Below are 19,622 nucleotides of genomic sequence, written 5' to 3'. Positions count from 1 at the left end.
CGGAGTTCGGCGTAGCAAGTAATCGTCACAAGGGTCACGTGATAAAGAAGACGGGTGGGTCGACTGGTGGCGCACCGATTCCCAGGGTGCGCACGGGTGCTCGCCGATCCAGGTTCAGAACGAAGAAGCGGTCCGTTTGCTCGTCGATCACGGCCCGCACCCGGCGTAGCAGTTCCTCGCACTCAGTGTCGGTAAGAAAACACTCGAACACTGACTTCTGGCCACCCGTGGCATAGTCCCGGAGCACCCGGTGGGCCTGCCTCAGACGCCCCGGGTCGCTCACATCGTAGGCTGCAAGATACAGGCGTCTACGGGTCATTCTCGTGCCAACTGCGGATTCGGCCCGGGGCCGCCGCCGGAAAGGCCGAGGCCGTGTCCGTTAGTCTCTGGCCGAAGTTCAGAACGGCAGATCCGGATCAGCCACTGCCGGCTGGCTCGGCGCGAGGCGGCTGAACGGTACCCGCTCGATGATACGGAAGAAGGTGAGCTTCTCCAGATACGGGCCGCCGGGAGGCGTGTACGCCACGCTGTAGCCACCCACGAGGGTGCCGGCCACGATCCCTTCTTCGCCCAGCCACGCGAGCATCTCGACCACAGCACCATCGGTCAGGCGACCGTACTTGCCCCGGAGCACATAGAACCCATCCCCGTTGCGCAGCGGCCGCGACACCCGCGATTCTGCCAGCCACTGCACGATTGCCTCGCGCCGGCCGCCCGGGTCGCGGGCGGGTTCCTGGGTTGGCGCGGGCCTGGGGTTAGCGTCCGGAGCGGTCTCCCCCGCTCTACCAAGATCCTGCTGTTCCCAGTACGACTCGTCCGCCTCGAGCTCCGATGGTTCCGGCCCCCGCTTCCTCTTCCACGTGCGCGTAGTCGGGCTCCAGGTATCCGTAGTCCGGCTCGAGCTGGTGATCGTCAGGGCCACCTAGGTCTGCCCTATACCCACATCTAGTGCTGGACAAACGCCTGCCGGCCGGGTACCGTGCCGGGCATGTGGGAGCAGAGCCAGATCAAGCGCACGTTGAGCGCGCCGGCGAACCTGGCTCGGGTGCAGGCACTGATCCGGGAAGCGCCGGAACTGCACCGCACCGCGCTGGCGGATCAGATCTGTACCACCTGGGGCTTCTTCGATGCGCGTGGGCGGCCGCAGCGGGCGGGCTGCTTGAAGGCGCTGCGGGCGCTGGAGCGCGCGGGCCGGATTACGCTGCCGCCTGCGTGCAGCAGCCCGGGGCGCGGGGGGCCAGGGCCGGCGCCTGGGGGTGGCGGTGCCGGCACCCCAGGGAGTGGGCCGCGAGGTCACCGAGCTGGAGGGCCTGGCGCTGGTACGGGTGGACACGGCCGAGCACCGGGCGCTCTGGAATGAGCTGATGGCGCGCGAGCACCCGCGCGGCATGGGGCCGCTGGTGGGCGCGCAGCTGCGGTATCTGGTGGGTTCGGCGCAGGGCTGGCTGGGGGCGCTGGGGTTTGCGGCGTCGGCGTTGCAGTTGGCCGCACGCGATGCCTGGATCGGCTGGGATCCGGCGCTGCGGGAACGCCACCGACACCGTGTGGTGGGACTGAACCGGTTCCTGTTGCGTCCGGGCGTTTCCTGCCGGAACCTCGCGTCGTGGACGCTGGGTCGGGCGTTGCGGCGGCTGGGGGCTGACTTCGAGGCCTGCCATGGGTATCGTCCCTGGCTGGTGGAGACCTTCATCGAGCCTCCGCACACCGGGGTCAGCCTGCGGGCGTCGAACTGGCGTTTTGTGGGCGAGACCGGCGGGCGGGGGCGCCAGGACCGGGGCCACGCCGCGGCCGAGACCCGCAAGGCGATCTATCTCTATGAACTCGAACCCGATTGGCGCGCACGCTTGGGGTGGGTCCGGCACCGGCACGGGGCGACACACCGCTGGAACCCGCCGAGGGTCTGGATGCGCAGCAGTGGGCTGAACACGAGTTCGGGGTGCGCCCTTGGGGGACAAGCGATTGACGAAACGGCTGGTGGACAGCGCCCGGCGCCAGGGGGAGGATCCGCTGCGCGCCTTTACCGCGGTGGCCCGCGACGACTGGGCGGCGGTGAAGGGCTACTACCGGCTGATCGACCAGCCGGCCGATTCCGAGGTCACTGCGGAGCACATCCTGGCGCCACATCGCGCGCGCACGCAGCGCCGGATGCAGGCGCAGGCGACGGTGCTGTGCCTGCAGGATGGCACCGATCTGAACTTCACCACCCGCCCGCAGACGCGCGGCATCGGCGTCATTGGCCGTAACCAGACCGGTGCCGAGAGTCTGGGACTGCATCTGCACTCGACGCTTGCGGTCAACGCCGACGGGCTGCCGCTGGGCGTGCTCAAGGCGCAGTTCGAGGCGCCGCAGCTGCGGGGCGACGAGGAACCGTCGCAGGAAGAGAAAAAGAGCTTTCGCTGGATCGCCGGTCTGCGCGATACAGCCGCACTGGCGGCGACCCTCCCCAACACCCGGGTGGTCAGTGTCGCCGATCGGGAGGCGGATGCGTTCGAGCTCTATGCCGAGCAGCAGCGCCATCCCGAGGTGGAACTGGTGGTCCGTGCCCAGCACAACCGCCGGCTCGCCGACGGGCGGGCGCCTGTTCGAGGTCGCCCGGGCGACGGCGAGCCGCGGGTCGGTCGAACTCCAGGTCGACGGGCAGAGCCTGCGCACCAAGACCAGCAAGCGCCCCGCCCGCCTGGGTCGGGCGGCACGGACCGCGGAACTGGAACTGCGCTACACCCCGGTCACGCTCCGTGGCACACCCGCCGGTGCCGATCCGCCCGTGACGCTGGAACTGACCGTGGTGCATGCGCTGGAACGGGATCCGCCGAAAGGGGAAAAGCCGCTCGAGTGGTTCGTGCTCACCACACTGACCGTCACCTCGGCCGAACAGGCCGCCGAGATTCTGCGCTGGTACCGCCTGCGCTGGCGCATCGAGGACTGGCACCGGGTGCTGAAATCGGGTTGCAAGATCGACGAGCTCGGCCACCACAGCGTCGAGCGCCTGGGAACGCGCCATCGCGATCCGGCTGGTCATCGCCTGGCGGGTGATGCTGATGACCCTGCTGGGCCGCGAGGCCCCGGAACTGCCGCCGGAGCTGCTGTTCTCGGACGTCGAACTGCGGGTGCTCGGTGACTACGCCCAGTCCCGGCGCCGACCCCGCCCCACCAGTCTCCAGGAAGCGGTTCGCGAAGTCGCCATCCTGGGCGGCTACACCAACCGCAATCACGATCCACCGCCCGGACACCAACTGATGTGGCACGGCTACGCCAAACTCACCACCATGTCCTTCGCCTACGCTTTACGAGATGAAATCGGATGACACTGCCCTGCAACCATTGGTCTGCGCAACTTGTGGGTAAAGGGCAGACCTAGGTGTTCTTCCCAGAACTCGGAATCGTGGTCGTCGAACTGGTCGGTCCAATCAACGTTCTGAGGGTTCTCCCCTGGATCCAACATCTGTCGTTACCTCGCGTGAGCCAGGCTCTGCCGTTGCGGGCGGAACCCTTGGTTCTGTTGGCGACGAATGTAACGACACGGGTCCGATACTGACCCACTTGGCAAGCTTGCCACGCTTCGGCGCGATTCACTCAGGCGAGTGGCACGGGAAGCAGGGCAAGAGAATTCCTGAGTACCGTCTTCATCCCTTCTTCATCAGGGAAGTCGTTCTGACTGCAACCGAAGCTATTTGCTGTGCGAAGACCAGTCTTAATCCCTTCTTCATCAAGGAAGTCGTTCTGACACCCGGCGATGGAGCACCACCACCTGGCGGTGGTCTTAATCCCTTCTTCATCAGGGAAGTCGTTCTGACTTAACCTGCGTGAAGAGACCATTGAAGAGCTCTGTCTTAATCCCTTCTTCATCAGGGAAGTCGTTCTGACCATCCAGGCGATGCGTGAAGCGTCGTCCAGGCGGGTCTTAATCCCTTCTTCATCAGGGAAGTCGTTCTGACTCGAAACCCTGGAACAGGAACAGGTCCGTAAGGGTCTTAATCCCTTCTTCATCAGGGAAGTCGTTCTGACCCCGCCCGGCGCTCAGCACCCATCCGACCGCGAGTCTTAATCCCTTCTTCATCAGGGAAGTCGTTCTGACGCTGATCGAATCCTAAACCGCACCAGAGACGGAGGTCTTAATCCCTTCTTCATCAGGGAAGTCGTTCTGACCCCCTGCGGGCCCGCCCCCAGCGGACGTGGATTGTCTTAATCCCTTCTTCATCAGGGAAGTCGTTCTGACCTGGACCCGAAGAAACTGTCGACCGAACTCACTGTCTTAATCCCTTCTTCATCAGGGAAGTCGTTCTGACGACGGCGAATGCGAAATACCTCGACGAACTGGATGTCTTAATCCCTTCTTCATCAGGGAAGTCGTTCTGACGTCGGCCATGCTACGCAATGCCAACGACGAGCCGTCTTAATCCCTTCTTCATCAGGGAAGTCGTTCTGACGTCGTGAGCTGGCTACCCACCATCGGCGTTATGTCTTAATCCCTTCTTCATCAGGGAAGTCGTTCTGACTTCATGGGGTTGCAGTCCGAAGTGGCGGCAGGCGTCTTAATCCCTTCTTCATCAGGGAAGTCGTTCTGACGGTTTAAGGCAGTCGAGATGCACGATGAGCATGGGTCTTAATCCCTTCTTCATCAGGGAAGTCGTTCTGACATCACCAAGCAGATCTATGCGTTCCCGGCCAAGGGTCTTAATCCCTTCTTCATCAGGGAAGTCGTTCTGACCTACGACATCGCCGTAAAGACCGGCACCTACACGTCTTAATCCCTTCTTCATCAGGGAAGTCGTTCTGACAGCCATGAACATCGAAGACGTGCTGCGCGAGATGTCTTAATCCCTTCTTCATCAGGGAAGTCGTTCTGACGGCCGCGGGCCAGAAGGTCACCCTGACGATCAGTCTTAATCCCTTCTTCATCAGGGAAGTCGTTCTGACCGAGACGGGCCTTCTATCGAATAACAGAAGGAGTCTTAATCCCTTCTTCATCAGGGAAGTCGTTCTGACGTTCCGAATCCGCATCACACACATCCCAACTGGCGTCTTAATCCCTTCTTCATCAGGGAAGTCGTTCTGACAGCTTCAAGAGATGTCTCGGCTGGTCATACGGGTCTTAATCCCTTCTTCATCAGGGAAGTCGTTCTGACCGATGCCGTTTGTCTGGCCGAATACGGGAGGCGGGTCTTAATCCCTTCTTCATCAGGGAAGTCGTTCTGACGGCACTCGGAGAGAAGATCAGGGTTTACCAAGAAGTCTTAATCCCTTCTTCATCAGGGAAGTCGTTCTGACTGGAGGACTTTTGAAATGCCGATGCCGAAAAGAGGTCTTAATCCCTTCTTCATCAGGGAAGTCGTTCTGACTTGGCCGGCTCTACAATGAGCCTGCCGACTGGGTCTTAATCCCTTCTTCATCAGGGAAGTCGTTCTGACCCGACACCGTGTAAACAGGAACGTTGGGGTCGAGTCTTAATCCCTTCTTCATCAGGGAAGTCGTTCTGACCGATCCCAGGCGCGAACTACTGGAACAAGGGCGAGGTCTTAATCCCTTCTTCATCAGGGAAGTCGTTCTGACGAAGCGTATGCGGAGATTGCGGAGAAGATGGAGTCTTAATCCCTTCTTCATCAGGGAAGTCGTTCTGACCATCACCCACGGAGAAGCCGGCCGTGGGCGCTGGGTCTTAATCCCTTCTTCATCAGGGAAGTCGTTCTGACCTCATTGGAGTCTCTTCCTCCTTCTTACCGGGGGGTCTTAATCCCTTCTTCATCAGGGAAGTCGTTCTGACTGCATGCCTCGAAAACACATATGAATTCAACGGCTTGCAAAGGGGGTTCGCGGGTTTCACTGGGTGTCGGGGACTGATGCCTTTGCGAGCGTCTGAATCCGGGCCTCGTGCACGATGGTAGCCTACCGCGCGCGGGGCTGCATCCGCGGCCTGGGGCACGCACTGAGGTACAGCTTCTCCTGTGTCTGTCACGGTTACCGAGCCCAGCTTGGTCAGCTATCCTTCGGCTGGCGCAGGCGTGCGAGGTCGTTCTGGCGTTCGGCCCGGGATTTCTTGCTCCACGGCAGCGCGCGTACCGTTTGCTGTATTGCGTCCGCTGCTTGCCGGCGCAGTTCCTCGGAACCCCAGTCCAACGCCGTTCTGAGTAGATCGACCCGGGCACTGGCGACTTGGCTGCTCGGGGCGAGCGTGCCGGCAGCCTGTTCCTGCGCCAGGGTGCTCAGCAGCGCGTCGATCTGACGTTCCTCTGCGCTCATCGAGGCCAGCCGCTGCGCGCGCTCGCGTTCTTTGCGTTCGGCTTCCTGCTCGGCGCGCGTGCGCTCGATTTCGCGTTGCCGCTCGGTTTCGAGTTCGGCGGCCAGCTTCTGGCGGTGGCTGGCGATCCGTTCGCGCCAGGATTGCATGTCGTCGGCGCGCAGTTGCGGCGGCCAATCGGCCAGTTCCCCGGGATCGCGAAACGACTCCACGAGCATCCAGCCAAACGGCAGCAGGCCTTGCTGGGTCTGGCGCTCGTCTCCGGCCAGCCAGAGTGTCTTGGCCTCGTCCATAAAATCGGGCGCGTCGCCCTTACCCTTGAGGATTTTGATATGCCGGACGCCGTTCAGCGTCACGGATTCCGCACCGCTGTGGCGGCCCACTCGCAGCAGGAACGCGCGATTGGCGTCCAGGGCCTTGCCCACCGGGCTGGCGAACAGGGTTTCGAGCCGGCGTTCCCAGTCGCGATCGACGTAGCCCATGTTCTTCATCAGGGCCATTTCGCGCTCGAAATGCGCGCGGTAGAAGCGGTTGCATGCGGCCGCGATCTCGGAAAACGTAAACACACGGGCCGGCCAGTTCGGGCTCTCGACTCCGGCGATGTCCTGGATGGAGAGCGAACCGCGGAACGCCCGATCCGCAAACGGCGGCAAACATTCAAGAAGCTGATAAAGCCCCTGCTGTTCCGCGCGGGACTGCAGCTGCTGGCCACCCCGCAGCACCGGCCTTTTCTTGCGGTTCAGCGCGAAGCGCACATCGGTGGCAAACCGGCCGGGCCGGACGACTGCGGCGTCGCTGATCCTGAGCATCCGCAACGGATCCCGCTCGAACGATCCCTCGAACAGGGATTCCTGCAGCCGCCGGTTTCCTTGCCGGTCCCGTTTCCAGTCGTCTGGAATCGAGCGCCCCTCGTTGACCTGGTCGAGCAGCGCGGTGCGGATTGCGCCCTTCATCCCGCTGCCGGGCAGGATGGCGGTGCCCGTGGCCGCCGACCAGGCGGTGCGTTCGATCTCCAGCCGGTTCTGCACCGCGCGGCCCGTGGCCTCGTGCTGTGCGACCTGGCCGACCCGTTCCTGATAGAACGCCTCGACCGTGGCGTTTACCCGCACCTGATGCCGGGAAACGGCGATCAGCCGCCGCCGATTGTCGTGAAAGAACGCCTGCACCGAGCGCAGCATGCGGTCGTCGGGCCGACCGGCCAGAATCGCGTCCAGGCGCCTGCGCTCGGCCTCCGGCAGTGCTTGTAAGGCCGCCAGCGCGTCGAACTCGTGCAGCGCACCGCCCTCGATCACGTATTCGGTGGGCGTGTAGTCCCGCCCCGTGCCCAGATGCACGGGCGAAAGCGGCGTGACCGCGAGCTGCCAGTGTTCCATCACGCTCATGCTGCCTCCCAGTTCAGCCGCACCGCGGCGCAGGGCGCGTAGCCCTGCTGCACCGTTTCCGGGATGGTCTTGGACATTCGGCCGGCGCCGCCAAGCCCCTGCCCCAGAAAGCCGGCGCGCGGCGGCGAGTCCATCGCGAACAAGCCTCCGGTACCCGCGAGCAGTACCGGTGTTTTGAACGGCCCGCCCCGCCCGTAGACCGCACGGTCGCCGTGCCGGCCGAAGCGCGTGAACACTTCGTAGAAGGCGCGGTCCGGGCGCAGGCCGAGGCCTTGCGGCGCACACGGTGCCAGGGTGAAGCAGGCGTTGGCGTCGGGGGCCGCTACCAGGGTGGCGGGGTCCGCTGCGGTCACGTCGAACTTGCCCAGCCCGATGCTGGCGTCGCGACCGTAGCCGGTGCGCCCGATATCGTCGATCAGCGTAATCGCCTCGTCGCGGCCGATCCGTTCCGGATCCAGCAACAGATACAGATCGAGTTGCGTTCCCTGCGCATACCAGTACTGCGCCTGGGTATAGGGCGCGAACGCGCCGGGGCCGGTAGTGCCGCTGCGCCGGTCGATGCTGTTGTGCGGCTGGGCGCGGTGGCTCGCAAGCCGCGCCGGTGCCGATGTCCCGGCCTGTTGCCGAACCACGGCCGCGTCGTCCATCGCCTCGTGCAGCCAGTCCTCCACCGGACGGGCCAGTGCCTGAAGCGGCAGCCAGCGCCGCTTTTTGACCGCCTTGCGGTCGCTGTCCGGGATCGGCCGAAAGCGATACAGCGGCAGCGCCGGCCGGGGCAGAAAACCTGCCGGGAAGGCATCGGAGCACACCGCGAACGGGCGTCCCTGCGTGTATCCGTCGAGCAATTCCCGCAGGTGTTCCTCGCCCCGGCGGTTGCGCACGGCCCAGCACAACTGTCCGAACAGGGTGTCCCCCCGCAACGGTCCCCCGAAGGCGGACCGGGGGCGCAGCGTGAGGCGCAATGTTTCCATGGCGGGCATCGCGTCAGACCGCGACGGAGGCCAGGCGATCCTGCAGCGTTTGCCCGTCCCAGGTCAGCGCGTTGAAGCGCAGCTTGCCGTAACCGCGCGAGCCGGATCCGCCGATTCCGGTGAGTTCGAGCAGGCGCAGCCCGCGCAGGATGTCGGGCATCAGGTCTTCGCCGTCGATCACCTTCAGGGTCAGCCGGAAATCGAAGCGGGCGCCGGCCGGCACGCGCTCGGTGTTCCGGGGGTTGTCCGCGACGCCCTTGATGCGGTCGATCATGTTTTCGAACTTGGTCTCGGTGAGCAGCAGGTTCTTGCTGCCCATTTCGCTCACCCAGGCCGGGTCGAGGTCGCAGTCCCAGAAAGCGAGTCGGGTCGGCCCGATCGACGCGATCAATTCTTCGTTCTGACCCGAGCCCTCGGGTGCGCCGCCGAAGAGTTTCAGGATGCTGCGCCCCGCCTCTGCCGCCTGTTCCGGCAGCGCTTGCAGGTGCCTGAACCCGAGCGGCTTGCCCTGGGTTGCCTCCACCACGCCGGCACGCCATTCCAGCAGGCTGCGCATCTTGCCCTTCAGGCTGGAGCCGGGAATGTAGGGTTCGTGGGTGAACGGGTTCTTGATCACCGGGTTGTCGGTGCCACCGATGTGCATCTCGGTGTTGCCGCTGCCGATGTGCAGACCGGAGATCAATTCGATCTGGCCCCGGATCTCGCCGATGTGGGTGAGCTGCATGGCTTCGTTCTCCTTTTCTCGTCAGCCGCTCGGGCGTTCCACCTTGTAGAAGCCCATGAAGGCCTCGAAGAAGAGCTTGAAATTGCGCAGCACGGAAGGGCTGGTGACCTGCCCGAGGCAGTGATGCATCAGGTCCACGAAATTGCGGTCCACGTGCTTGCGCCCCTCGGCATACGCGGCCTTCGCGTTCAGCATGCGAATGAACGGCAGGTACTCGTGGAACCGGTCCTCGTCACGGCGTACCTTCTCTTCCCACATCACCAGTTCGTCGTAGAACTGTCGCAACTGGGTCGGCTTGTTTTTCTGGTTCTTGCAGTCCCCCGCCACCTGTTGCGCGGCCCGGCGGGCAACGTCGTCGAACAAATCCGGCGGCAGGTGGCCGCCCTCCGGGGGGCTGAGCTGGATGCGCGAGGTGTCCAGGCGCTCGAGCGGCGCCGGTCCCTTGCCGCCGCCCGGCCCGCGGCGGCCGCCGCCAAACGTACCCCGCCTGCGATCGCCCTGTGGTGTTCCTTGCTGCGCCATGGCCAACTCCTTCAGTAACGGTGTTGATACAGGTAGGGGAAAAGCGCCAGTTTGAATGTGCTGCCAAAGCGCTGGATGCCACCGCCGAGCAGGGTGCCCAGACGCTGTTGCCAGAGATTGCGCGCGGCGGGGGACATCCCGCGGTGCTGTTCGAGCATGCGGCGTGTTCGGTAGACGAAACGCGAGTTCCACAACGCATCTTCGATGCGGCCTTCCCCGCGTTGCAGGCGCCCGGCCATGTCGGCGAGGCCATGCAAGCCATAGAGGTAACTCGTGCTGAGCGCGATTTCGCCGCTCGCAGCCGCCAGTTCGTCGTGCAGCCCCCACAGGGTTTCCCAGTCGTCCCAGGACACCGTGTAGCCGAAACAGGTCAGCGCGTCCTTCACATACTCTCCGGCCTGGTTCTGCCGCGCCTTCGCCTGTTCCAGCGCCTCGTCGGCCAGCGCGCCCATCTGGCGAATCGGCAGACCCGGCTTGGTCATCGCCAAGCCGGCGGAGAAGTGGATGCCGGGATTCCCGGCGACGTAGCGGGCAAACTCGCGGCGCATCTCGCGGGCCAGCTGCATGGTGCTGCGCCAGGGTCCGATCAGGAAAAAGTCGTCGCCGCCGGCAAAGACGGTATAGGCGGAAGTCCGCTTCTGCTGGCAATGCCAGGGCAACCAGATCGCGAAGAACGCATTCATCTGCCGCGACAGCGCGGCCATCTTCGCGAAGGTGGGCGGCTCCAGCCCCGTTTCGAAGATCGCACCGAGGTTGTCGACATCGCCCTTCAGCGTGACCAGCGCCTCGATACCGCGATAATTCCCGGCGGCGTCCGGCTCGCGGTCGTCGCAGGCGAGGTGCTCCAGGGTCTTCGGAGCCTGCGGTTCCAGCCCTTCCCGAAGTTCTGCCGGCAGGCGCTGGTAACGCCCCTGCTCCCACTCGTTCTGGCTGCCGAACCGCGGCACGTACCCGTTGATGAAGCGCCGGGCATAGCCGGAGAACAGCGGTGTATCCTCGCGCTCCGGGAGGCTGAAATCCCAGGCGCGGCGCAGGTTGCCGTTGCGCGCGGCCATGCCGAATCGCCCGGTCTGGTCGTCGCCACCGGTAAACTGCACGGCATAGCCGAACACCGGCAGTTCCAGCGTGTTGTGGTCCAACGAATCCCGCGTGATCAGCAGCCGTTGCTTCCCTGCCAGATGGCGGCCCACCGCGATCTGGTCCGCAGCCAGACGGCTGACAGCGACCCCGTTTTCCCGGCGCGTCGCCGGTGCACGCCCGTCGATCTCGCAGACCCCGAGTTCCGGGTCGAAGCGATCCAGGAAGCCCTCGAATAGCGGCGCCGGCGCGCAAGCCCCGCACAGGTCGAAGCGCCGGGCCTTGGCCTGTTGCAGCACTTCGAACAGGCGCTTGATCAGGCGCTGGAACGGGGCCTCGGCCGCATCCTTGCGGCGCAGGAAATCGTTGCAGCAGGCGGGGAGCCAGGCCAGCCCGATCCCCGACTCGCCGAAACAGTGTTCGAGGAACCAGGCGTCGAGTTCGCGTTGTACGCGCTGCAGGGCCGCCACGGTCTCGTCGGTATTCGGGGCGACGATCAGGAACTTGCCGGCCGCGTTGATCACCTGGCTGGTCGGAGGCAGCCCCAGGGTGTCGAGGATGCGCAGTGCCGCGCATTCCGTGAGCAGCGACACGTAGAACGATCGGCCGCGCAGCAGCCTTGCCGCACGCTTCTGCGTCTCGCCACCGCTGGCGAAGATGAACTCCTGGATGCCGAAGAGATCGCCCTGGATCAGCAGCAGTTTCGGTTCGTCCCAGTCCGGGCGATGCCAGTCCGCCAGGCGTGCGCGAACCTGCGCGCGATCGTCGTCGCGATCGTGATGGTAGCGCCAGAGCGCGGTGGCCAGCGCGGCGGTGGTGCGGGAATGATCGTATAGCGAGACATCCGGGCGGGTGCCGAACGCGGTTGCCGACGGGATCGCCTGCGTGTAGCAGGCCCAGGCGGAGTCGAAGTGATCCAACCACAGCGGCCAGTTGCCGCGGTGGCTGGCCGGGATCGCGTCCAGCGCGCCGCGGAACGCGTCCCACAGCCGTGCATACTCCCGCTGAGCGACGGTGTTGTCCGCGGTTTCGTAGCCCGCCGCGGCCACCGGGAAGATGGCCTGCACGGAGAGCGGCTGCAACGGGTAGCGGTAATGCAGATCCTGCCGCCGCACCCTGCCCCGGTCGGTGCCGGCCGCAACCTGTTCGAACAGCGTGAGCTGGCGGGCGGTGAAGTGGTTGCGGCCCTCGCGCGTCTGGTCCTTCGACCGGTTGTACTCGTCGAAGGCCTCACGCTCGAAACCGGAAGCGACCCGGTCGGCGGTGGCGACGAGCCACTGCAGGTAGGTTTCGGGCTTGTGATGCCGGCTTGCGGCATTCACGATCGAGTCGTCGACATCCGGGGCGTTCCACGCCGCAAAGGGCGCGATGTCGCGCCCCACGAGCTCGGGGAAACGGCGTTCGATCAAGTCCCAGGCCAACGCCGTGTAGGCGGCATGGCGGTGGCTGTGCCAGCCGCGACCGCCGGCCTCGTGGTAGGGGCAATACTGCGTGAGGTGGGTATCGAGCCGGTCCGGCGGCACTTCCAGCCGCGCCCGTTCGGCGAACTTTCCCAGGTCGTGCAGGTAGGCGGCCAACGCCACCCGGCAGGATGCGTCCAGCAACGGATGCTGCGCTACGGGCTCGTCCATCTCCCTCCCCCCATCCAGTGGTCCAGCGGTCCCAGCCCGCGTCCCTGACCTCGGCACCTTGCATCAATGCACCATGAGGGGCAAGCCTCGCAAGCTTGCGGCGCGCGTGGAGTCTCGCCGTCAATCCATGCAGGTTCGGGTAGCGGCGCGGCCCGACCACGCCACCCGCGCGCCCGAAGCACGCGGCGCTGCGCCGCCGCATTGACCTGTTGGCGTGTCTGTCCGATTCTTACCGGAACAAAACTGACGCAAGGAGTGCGTGAACATGTTCATCCAGACCCGCCGCACAGGCGAAACCCTGCGTATTGGGGACCAGGTTCATCTCACCGTGCTGTCCGTGAAGGACAACCAGGTGCGGATTGGTATCGCTGCAGCACGAGACGTGAAGGTGCTTCGCAAGGAACTGGTACGGGATCCCGCCGACCTCGCGCCCGAGGGGGCGCCGACACCTGAGCCACCAGATGCGCCTGCCGGGTCGCAAGGACCTGCCCCGGGCCCGGTAGCTCGATCTTCGCGATGACGGGGTCGGTCATCTGGAACATGAAAGAGCGCGACGTTCGCGTCTCGACATCCTATAGGGCGGAAAGGCGCAGCGTGGTCCGCCGAGCGGCGGTCGCGGCGCCGAGGCACCCACGACAACTCCGGCGCCAGATGGCGGATGGCATCCTTCGACTTCTTCCGCCCGGCGATTCCGTGAAACTGAGGGGACAAAAAAGGCACTCGAAAGTGCCTGATTTCTCGAAGATAATGGCGGAGAGAGAGGGATTCGAACCCTCGATGGGCTTTTGACCCATACTCCCTTAGCAGGGGAGCGCCTTCGACCACTCGGCCATCTCTCCGAACTGGGGCAAAGGATACGGGGTTGGGGGCAAAATGGGAAGAGCGGAACCGATGGTTCCGCTCGTGAACCGCTTCCGGCGGAACCTGGAATCCGTAGCCCGGATCCGCTGGCCCACAGGGCCATGCAGGCTCAGTTGGTACTCGCCTTCGGGTCGTCGGACGCGGAGGGTTCTTCGCCTTCGCCGCGGCTTTCGCGCTGGATCCGCTCGTAGATCTCCTCCCGGTGGACGGCTACGTCCTGCGGTGCGTTGATCCCGATCCGAACCTGATTGCCCTTGACACCCAACACCGTCACGGAGATCTGCTCTCCGATCATCAGGGTCTCGCCCACGCGTCGAGTCAAAATAAGCATGCTGTTCTCCAGACTGCCTGTATCGTGTCGGACGGTTTCGGTCGCCCGCTTGCCGTTGTTCGCGCTGTTACCGGTCCGTGGATTGACCGGTCGGTTCCTGCTCAAGTTCAAAGGCATCGTGCAACGTACGGACACCCAGCTCCAGGTATTTCTCGTCCACCACCACGGAGATCTTGATCTCGGATGTGGAAATCATCCGAATATTGATGGACTCTCGGGCCAACGCCTCGAACATACGGCTTGCAATACCCGCATGAGAGCGCATCCCGACGCCGACCACCGAGACCTTCGCGATCTTGGTGTCGCCGGCAACGTTGCGGGCACCGAGTTCGCTCGAAACCCGTTCCAGAATGCCCAGTGCCTTCTCGTAATCGTTCCTGTGCACCGTGAAGGTAAAGTCGGTGGTGTTGTCGGCGCCAACGTTCTGCACGATCATGTCGACTTCGATGTTCGCGTCCGCGACCGGGCCGAGGATCCGGTAGGCAACGCCCGGCTGGTCCGGCACCCCCTGAATCGTCAGCTGCGCCTCGTTCTGGTTGAACGCGATACCTGCCACCAGCGCCTGCTCCACGCGGCCTTCCTCCGTTGTGATGAGCGTCCCCGGGCCTTCCTCGAACGAGGACAATACCCGTAGGGGTACATTGTATTTACCGGCAAACTCCACCGCGCGGATCTGCAGCACCTTGGAACCAAGGCTGGCCATCTCGAGCATCTCCTCGAAGGTGATCCGCTCCAGCCGCCGCGCACGCTTCACGACCCTCGGGTCCGTTGTATAGACACCGTCGACGTCCGTATAAATCCGGCATTCATCCGCCTTCAGTGCCGACGCCAGCGCTACCGCGGTGGTATCGGATCCACCACGTCCCAGCGTGGTGATCGCGCCTTCCTCGCTGATACCCTGGAATCCCGCCACCACGACCACGCGCCCGGCTTCGAGATCGCCGCGGATGCGGCTGTCGTCGATGCTGCGGATGCGCGCCTTATTATGAGCGCTGTCGGTCAAGATACGCACCTGCCCTCCGGTATAGGAACGTGCAGGGCAGCCGTACGCCTCCAGCGCCATCGAAAGCAACGCGATCGTCACCTGTTCGCCTGTGGACAGCAGCACGTCCAGTTCCCTCCCCTCTGCACGGGGCTGGAGTTCGTGCGCAAGACCCAGCAGGCGATCGGTCTCGCCGCTCATCGCGGATACCACCACGACGAGCGAATGGCCCTCGCCGCGCAGACGCAGCGCGCGTTCGGCGACGTTGCGGATACGCTCCGGCGTTCCGACCGAAGTACCGCCAAATTTCAGAACCAGCAGGGACATGAGGCGTTCTCGATTCCAGTTCGACGCAAGGTAGACAACCGTGTGTTCGAGTAAATCTTTTTAAATATTACCCAGCCATGAAAAAACCGCCGGACCGGGACCCGCAGCCGCGCCACGAGCAGGCCGTTCAGTCAACTTCCGGCGCGCTCGCGGACCCAGCCCTCCACCGAATCCAGAGCCGCGTCCAGCTTTTCGGGCTCCTGACCACCTGCCATCGCCATATCGGGCCGGCCGCCGCCGCGCCCTCCTACCTGCGCCGCGACAAAGCCTACCAGTTCCCCCGCCTTGATCAGCCCGGTCTGCCCCTTGGTCACACCCGCGACCAGACTCACCTTGCCTTCCGGCGTCACCGTGGCCAGCACTACGGCCGCGGCCCCGAGCTTCTGTTTCAGCTGGTCGACCATCTCGCGCAGTGCCTTGGGCTCGACGCCGTCGACCCGCGCGGCCAGCACCTGCAGCGAGCCGAGATCGATCGCCTGGCTGGCGAGGTCGGTGCCGGCCTGGCTCGCGAGCCGGCTGCGCAGCGCCGCCAGTTCCTTCTCCAGTTCCCGGTTGCGTTCGACCAGGCCCTGCACCTTGTCCACGACCTCCCCGCGGCTGCCCCGGACCAGGTCCGCGACCCGATCCAGCGTGCCGACCTGCTGGTCGACCCAGGCCTGGGCCACGCTGCCGGCAACCGCCTCGATGCGGCGAACACCCGCGGCCACGCCGCCTTCCGACACGACCCGGAACGGGCCGATGTCGCCGGTGCGCGCGACGTGGGTGCCGCCGCACAGTTCGGTTGAGGAACCGATGGTCAGCACACGAACGCGCTCGCCGTACTTCTCGCCGAACAGTGCGACCGCACCCGAAGCCAGCGCCGATTCGATGTCCATCAACCGCGTGTCGGTCGGCACGTTGGCCAGGATCTCGGCATTCACCTGCGCCTCGATCCGTTGCAACTGATCGGCCGACACCGGCTCGAAATGGGCGAAGTCGAAGCGCAGCCGTTCTGCATCCACCAGCGAACCCTTCTGCTGAATGTGCCCGCCCAGGTGATCACGCAGGGCCTTGTGCAGCAGATGCGTCGCCGAGTGGTGCCGGCGGATCGCCTCCCGCCGCGGACCAGCAACGCTGCAGTGCAGGGTCATGCCACGCTCGATGCGCCCGGCTCGCACCTGACCGACATGTAGGTGCGCCGCATCTTGCTTGCGTGTATCGCGCACCTCGAAGCGGATACCCGATCCGCTCAGCGTGCCGATGTCTCCGACCTGGCCGCCGGACTCAGCGTAGAACGGGGTGCGGTCGAGCACCACGATGCCACCCTCGCCAAGTTCGATCGCCTCGACCGGCTCGTTGTCCCGGAACAGCGCGACGACCCGGCCCTCGTCCTCCAGCCGCTCGTAGCCGGTGAACTCGGTCGCCACCTCCATCCCCGGGGCCTGGGCAGTGTCCATCGTGAAATGGCTGGCTGCCCGGGCGCGGTCGCGCTGCTCCTGCATCGCGCGTTCGAAGCCATCCAGATCAAGCTCGAGCCCCCGCTCCCGGGCGATGTCACCGGTGAGGTCGACCGGGAACCCGTACGTATCGTACAGCAGGAAGATGGTCTCGCCCGGAATGGTCGAACCCTGCAGCCGGTCGAGATCCTCTTCCAGGATCCGTACTCCTTTTTCCAATGTCTCCAGGAACTTCATTTCCTCTTTCCTGAGGACTCTTTCCAGGTTTTCCTGCCCTTCAGCCAGTTCCGGGTAGGCCTCGCCCATCGCCGAGACCAATGCCGGTATCAACCGGTACAGGAAGGCCTCGTCGCAACCGAGCTTGTGTCCGTGGCGGGCGGCGCGGCGGATGACCCGGCGCAGCACGTATCCCCTGCCCTCATTGCCGGGCATCACGCCGTCGGTGATCAGAAACGCGATCGAGCGGATGTGGTCTGCAATGACCTTCAAGGACGCAGAACCGCGATCTTTTGTTCCCACGATTTCGGCCGCGGCATGGATCAGATCCTGGAACAGGTCGATCTCGTAGTTCGAGTGCACGCCCTGCAGCACCGCGGCGAGACGCTCGAGCCCCATGCCCGTGTCGACCGACGGATGCGGCAGCGGGGTCAGGTTGCCACTGCTGTCACGGTCGTACTGCATGAACACCAGGTTCCAGATCTCGATGTAGCGGTCGCCATCCTCGTCCGGCGAACCCGGCGGACCACCGGCTACCTCCGGCCCATGGTCGTAGAAGATTTCCGTACAGGGACCGCAGGGACCGGTGTCCCCCATTTGCCAGAAGTTGTCGGAACCGCCGCCGGGCGTGTCGCCGATGCGCAGCACGCGCTCCGGCGCCACGCCGATCTCGTTCACCCAGATCGCGTAGGCATCGTCGTCGGTCTCGTACACCGTGACCCAGAGCCGATCCACCGGGATACCGATCGTCCGGGTCAGGAACTCCCAGGCATAGGCGATCGCCTCGCGCTTGAAGTAGTCTCCGAAGCTGAAATTGCCGAGCATCTCGAAGAAGGTGTGATGCCGGGCGGTGTAGCCTACATTCTCGAGGTCATTGTGCTTGCCACCGGCGCGCACGCAGCGCTGACTGCTCACGGCACGAGTGTACGGACGCTTCTCGCGCCCGAGAAACACCTCCTTGAACTGCACCATTCCCGAATTGGTGAACAGCAGCGTGGGGTCGTTGCCCGGGACGAGTGGACTCGACGGCACTTCCACATGTCCGTGGCGAATGAAGAAGTCGAGAAAACTCCGGCGAATGTCGGCGCTCTTCATAAAATCGGGTGCGTGTGTTGCGGAAACGCACAGAGTACCACGCGTATGCAACACTTGCGCAGATTTCACCCCGAAGAATGCTCGTTTTCCCGCCATCTGGCGAGCCCTGCTTTCGCCGTGGCCATCGCAAAACCGCGCTGCAGCAAATGGCGCAGAACGCGCTGGCGATCGTCGGAAGTATCCGGCGGCAGGCCGAAATGACGCCGCGCCTGATCCATGGCCCGGGCCACCCAGTCTACCTCCAGCTCCCCGATCGCGTGGCCGATGTCGGCCGCTTCGATTCCGTGCTGGGCCAGTTCGGCACGGATGCGCGATTCCCCGTAACCCTGCGCCATGCGGTGGCGCGCCAGCGCCTCGGCGAAGCGTCGCTCGCTCAGCAACCCCTCGGCGACCAGGCGCTCAACCCCGGCATCGGCCGCCTCGGCGGTGAATCCCCGCTGCCGCAGTTTCCGGGCCAGTTCGAGCACGCCATGCTCGCGCCGAGCCAGCAACCTCAGCCCGGCGGCGTGCGCGTCGTCCGGGTCATCCCTCGGCGGTTTCGGCTTCGGCCTGCGCATGCGAACGGTCCGGGAGATAGCGCTCTCGAAGAGCCTGTTCGATCTCGTTCGCCATTTCGGGATGTTCCTTCAGGAATTGCCGGGCGTTCTCCTTGCCCTGCCCGATCCGCTCACCCTTGTAGCTGTACCAGGCGCCTGCCTTGTCGACCAGGCCCTCCTTGACCCCCAGTTCGATGACCTCGCCGAGGCGCGAGATGCCCTCGCCGTAGAGGATCTCGAAAAATGCCTCCTTGAACGGCGGCGCCATCTTGTTCTTGACCACCTTCACACGAGTCTCGTTGCCGACCACCTCGTCGCCGCGCTTGATGGCACCGATACGCCGGATGTCCATGCGGACCGAGGAATAGAACTTCAGCGCATTACCGCCGGTGGTCGTCTCGGGATTGCCGAACATCACACCGATCTTCATGCGGATCTGGTTGATGAACACGACCAGGGTGTTGGACCGCTTGATGTTGGCGGTGAGCTTGCGCAGCGCCTGCGACATCAGCCGGGCCTGCAGACCGACGTGGGCGTCCCCCATTTCGCCCTCGATTTCCGCCTTCGGGGTCAGCGCCGCGACCGAGTCGACCACCACCAGGTCGACCGCACCGCTGCGCACCAGCATGTCCGCAATCTCCAGCGCCTGCTCGCCGGTATCCGGCTGCGAGATCAGCAGTTCATCGACCTTCACCCCCAGTTTCTGTGCATAGCCGGGGTCGAGCGCGTGTTCGGCGTCGATAAACGCGGCGGTACCACCGAGTTTCTGGCACTCGGCCACGACTTGGAGCGTCAGCGTGGTCTTGCCCGACGACTCGGGGCCATAGACCTCGACCACGCGCCCGCGCGGCAGACCGCCGATACCCAGCGCCACATCCAGCGCGAGGGAGCCAGTGGAAATGACCTCGACATCGCGCACTGCGGTGCCATCACCCATGCGCATCACGGCACCCTTGCCGAACTGCCGTTCGATCTGCCCCAGCGCGGCGGCAAGTGCCTTCTTGCGATTCTCGTCCACTGCGTCCTCCATGGTGAATGCGGTCGTTCCGACGGCGTCCGAGTATCCCACAACCGCCAATCCCAGCCCAAACAGCCGGCCCGCGACCGCGGCAAACGCAGGCGGCCGATGGAGCGCGCTGCCCGATGCTTACGTGGCCTTCCATGGCGCCCGGCTACCAGCACGACCGTGAACCCAGCGTAGGCTGGGTAGGGCCGAAGACCGTCGTCCGCCGTTTACACGCAACGCTCGGGCGCGAGGCACCCGAAGGATAAAACGCGCCCGAGTCGAACACGGGA

15 protein-coding genes, 1 tRNA gene, 2 pseudogenes and 1 CRISPR repeat array are annotated in these 19,622 nt (G+C 64.6%); of the genes and pseudogenes, 5 read left to right on the top strand and 13 right to left on the bottom strand.

What is annotated here, in order from left to right; all coding sequences use genetic code 11:
- Window positions 1-34: 34 nt before the first annotated feature.
- Window positions 35-319 carry a CRISPR-associated endonuclease Cas2 gene (cas2, locus tag TVNIR_RS06900; RefSeq protein WP_006747387.1) on the bottom strand — a complete coding sequence of 95 codons (285 nt, stop codon included), beginning with the start codon at window positions 317-319 and terminating at the stop codon, window positions 35-37.
- 78 nt (window positions 320-397) lie between these two features.
- Window positions 398-922: a hypothetical protein gene (locus TVNIR_RS19720; protein WP_157092215.1), complete on the bottom strand. Its 525-nt coding sequence runs from the start codon at window positions 920-922 to the stop codon at window positions 398-400.
- 334 nt (window positions 923-1,256) lie between these two features.
- On the opposite strand from TVNIR_RS19720, the pseudogene TVNIR_RS20565 reads away from it, so the two are divergent.
- From TVNIR_RS20565 to TVNIR_RS20550, 4 genes and pseudogenes are all read left to right on the top strand, one after another.
- Window positions 1,257-1,718 (top strand): annotated as a pseudogene (locus TVNIR_RS20565) (Druantia anti-phage system protein DruA); the annotation flags it as partial.
- Between the two features lie 256 nt (window positions 1,719-1,974).
- Window positions 1,975-2,022 (top strand): annotated as a pseudogene (locus TVNIR_RS20560) (hypothetical protein); the annotation flags it as partial.
- Window positions 2,023-2,539: 517 nt separating this feature from the next.
- On the top strand, window positions 2,540-3,118 hold the full coding sequence (locus TVNIR_RS20555; protein ID WP_015258270.1) for a transposase: 579 nt from the start codon (window positions 2,540-2,542) through the stop codon (window positions 3,116-3,118).
- Window positions 3,039-3,305, top strand: a complete 267-nt coding sequence (locus tag TVNIR_RS20550; protein WP_052316624.1) for a hypothetical protein — start codon at window positions 3,039-3,041, stop codon at window positions 3,303-3,305. Before TVNIR_RS20555 ends, TVNIR_RS20550 begins: the two co-directional genes overlap by 80 nt.
- A gap of 314 nt (window positions 3,306-3,619) precedes the next feature.
- Window positions 3,620-5,761: direct repeats of the CRISPR family, unit length 37 nt; unit sequence GTCTTAATCCCTTCTTCATCAGGGAAGTCGTTCTGAC.
- Between the two features lie 212 nt (window positions 5,762-5,973).
- Here the strand turns inward: TVNIR_RS20550 and TVNIR_RS06875 are convergent.
- The 5 genes from TVNIR_RS06875 to cas10 are packed head-to-tail and all read right to left on the bottom strand — an operon-like array spanning window position 5,974 to window position 12,542.
- Entirely contained in the window at window positions 5,974-7,617 is a 1,644-nt protein-coding gene (locus TVNIR_RS06875; protein WP_015258268.1) for an RAMP superfamily CRISPR-associated protein, read from the bottom strand.
- Window positions 7,614-8,588, bottom strand: a complete 975-nt coding sequence (csm4, locus tag TVNIR_RS06870; protein ID WP_015258267.1) for a type III-A CRISPR-associated RAMP protein Csm4 — start codon at window positions 8,586-8,588, stop codon at window positions 7,614-7,616. Before csm4 ends, TVNIR_RS06875 begins: the two co-directional genes overlap by 4 nt.
- Window positions 8,589-8,601: 13 nt before the next feature.
- Window positions 8,602-9,312, bottom strand: coding sequence for a type III-A CRISPR-associated RAMP protein Csm3 (csm3, locus tag TVNIR_RS06865; RefSeq protein ID WP_006747381.1), 711 nt, complete (start codon window positions 9,310-9,312; stop codon window positions 8,602-8,604).
- 21 nt (window positions 9,313-9,333) lie between these two features.
- Window positions 9,334-9,834, bottom strand: a complete 501-nt coding sequence (csm2, locus tag TVNIR_RS06860; RefSeq protein ID WP_015258266.1) for a type III-A CRISPR-associated protein Csm2 — start codon at window positions 9,832-9,834, stop codon at window positions 9,334-9,336.
- An 11-nt stretch (window positions 9,835-9,845) separates the two neighbouring features.
- Window positions 9,846-12,542, bottom strand: coding sequence for a type III-A CRISPR-associated protein Cas10/Csm1 (gene cas10 / locus TVNIR_RS06855; RefSeq protein ID WP_015258265.1), 2,697 nt, complete (start codon window positions 12,540-12,542; stop codon window positions 9,846-9,848).
- Between the two features lie 265 nt (window positions 12,543-12,807).
- Between cas10 and TVNIR_RS18935 the strand changes: the two genes are divergently transcribed.
- On the top strand, window positions 12,808-13,062 hold the full coding sequence (locus tag TVNIR_RS18935; protein ID WP_015258264.1) for a carbon storage regulator: 255 nt from the start codon (window positions 12,808-12,810) through the stop codon (window positions 13,060-13,062).
- Between the two features lie 228 nt (window positions 13,063-13,290).
- Here the strand turns inward: TVNIR_RS18935 and TVNIR_RS06850 are convergent.
- The 6 genes from TVNIR_RS06850 to recA form a co-directional block, all read right to left on the bottom strand.
- A tRNA-Ser gene (locus tag TVNIR_RS06850) sits at window positions 13,291-13,381 on the bottom strand.
- A gap of 131 nt (window positions 13,382-13,512) precedes the next feature.
- Window positions 13,513-13,734: a carbon storage regulator CsrA gene (gene csrA, locus TVNIR_RS06845; protein WP_015258263.1), complete on the bottom strand. Its 222-nt coding sequence runs from the start codon at window positions 13,732-13,734 to the stop codon at window positions 13,513-13,515.
- A 67-nt stretch (window positions 13,735-13,801) separates the two neighbouring features.
- Entirely contained in the window at window positions 13,802-15,043 is a 1,242-nt protein-coding gene (locus tag TVNIR_RS06840; RefSeq protein ID WP_015258262.1) for an aspartate kinase, read from the bottom strand.
- 131 nt (window positions 15,044-15,174) lie between these two features.
- Window positions 15,175-17,790 carry an alanine--tRNA ligase gene (gene alaS / locus TVNIR_RS06835; RefSeq protein ID WP_015258261.1) on the bottom strand — a complete coding sequence of 872 codons (2,616 nt, stop codon included), beginning with the start codon at window positions 17,788-17,790 and terminating at the stop codon, window positions 15,175-15,177.
- 65 nt (window positions 17,791-17,855) lie between these two features.
- A complete protein-coding gene (locus tag TVNIR_RS06830) occupies window positions 17,856-18,347 on the bottom strand; it encodes a regulatory protein RecX (RefSeq protein ID WP_015258260.1) in 492 nt (163 codons plus the stop codon).
- Window positions 18,313-19,344: a recombinase RecA gene (recA, locus tag TVNIR_RS06825; protein ID WP_043740337.1), complete on the bottom strand. Its 1,032-nt coding sequence runs from the start codon at window positions 19,342-19,344 to the stop codon at window positions 18,313-18,315. The genes TVNIR_RS06830 and recA overlap by 35 nt, the downstream gene beginning before the upstream one ends.
- Window positions 19,345-19,622: the final 278 nt, after the last annotated feature.

The sequence above is a fragment of the Thioalkalivibrio nitratireducens DSM 14787 genome (genome assembly GCF_000321415.2).
GTDB classification, from domain to species: domain Bacteria; phylum Pseudomonadota; class Gammaproteobacteria; order Ectothiorhodospirales; family Ectothiorhodospiraceae; genus Thioalkalivibrio; species Thioalkalivibrio nitratireducens.
Note: the sequence above shows the minus strand (reverse complement) of the source record. Positions and strands in the feature narration are given on the sequence as shown.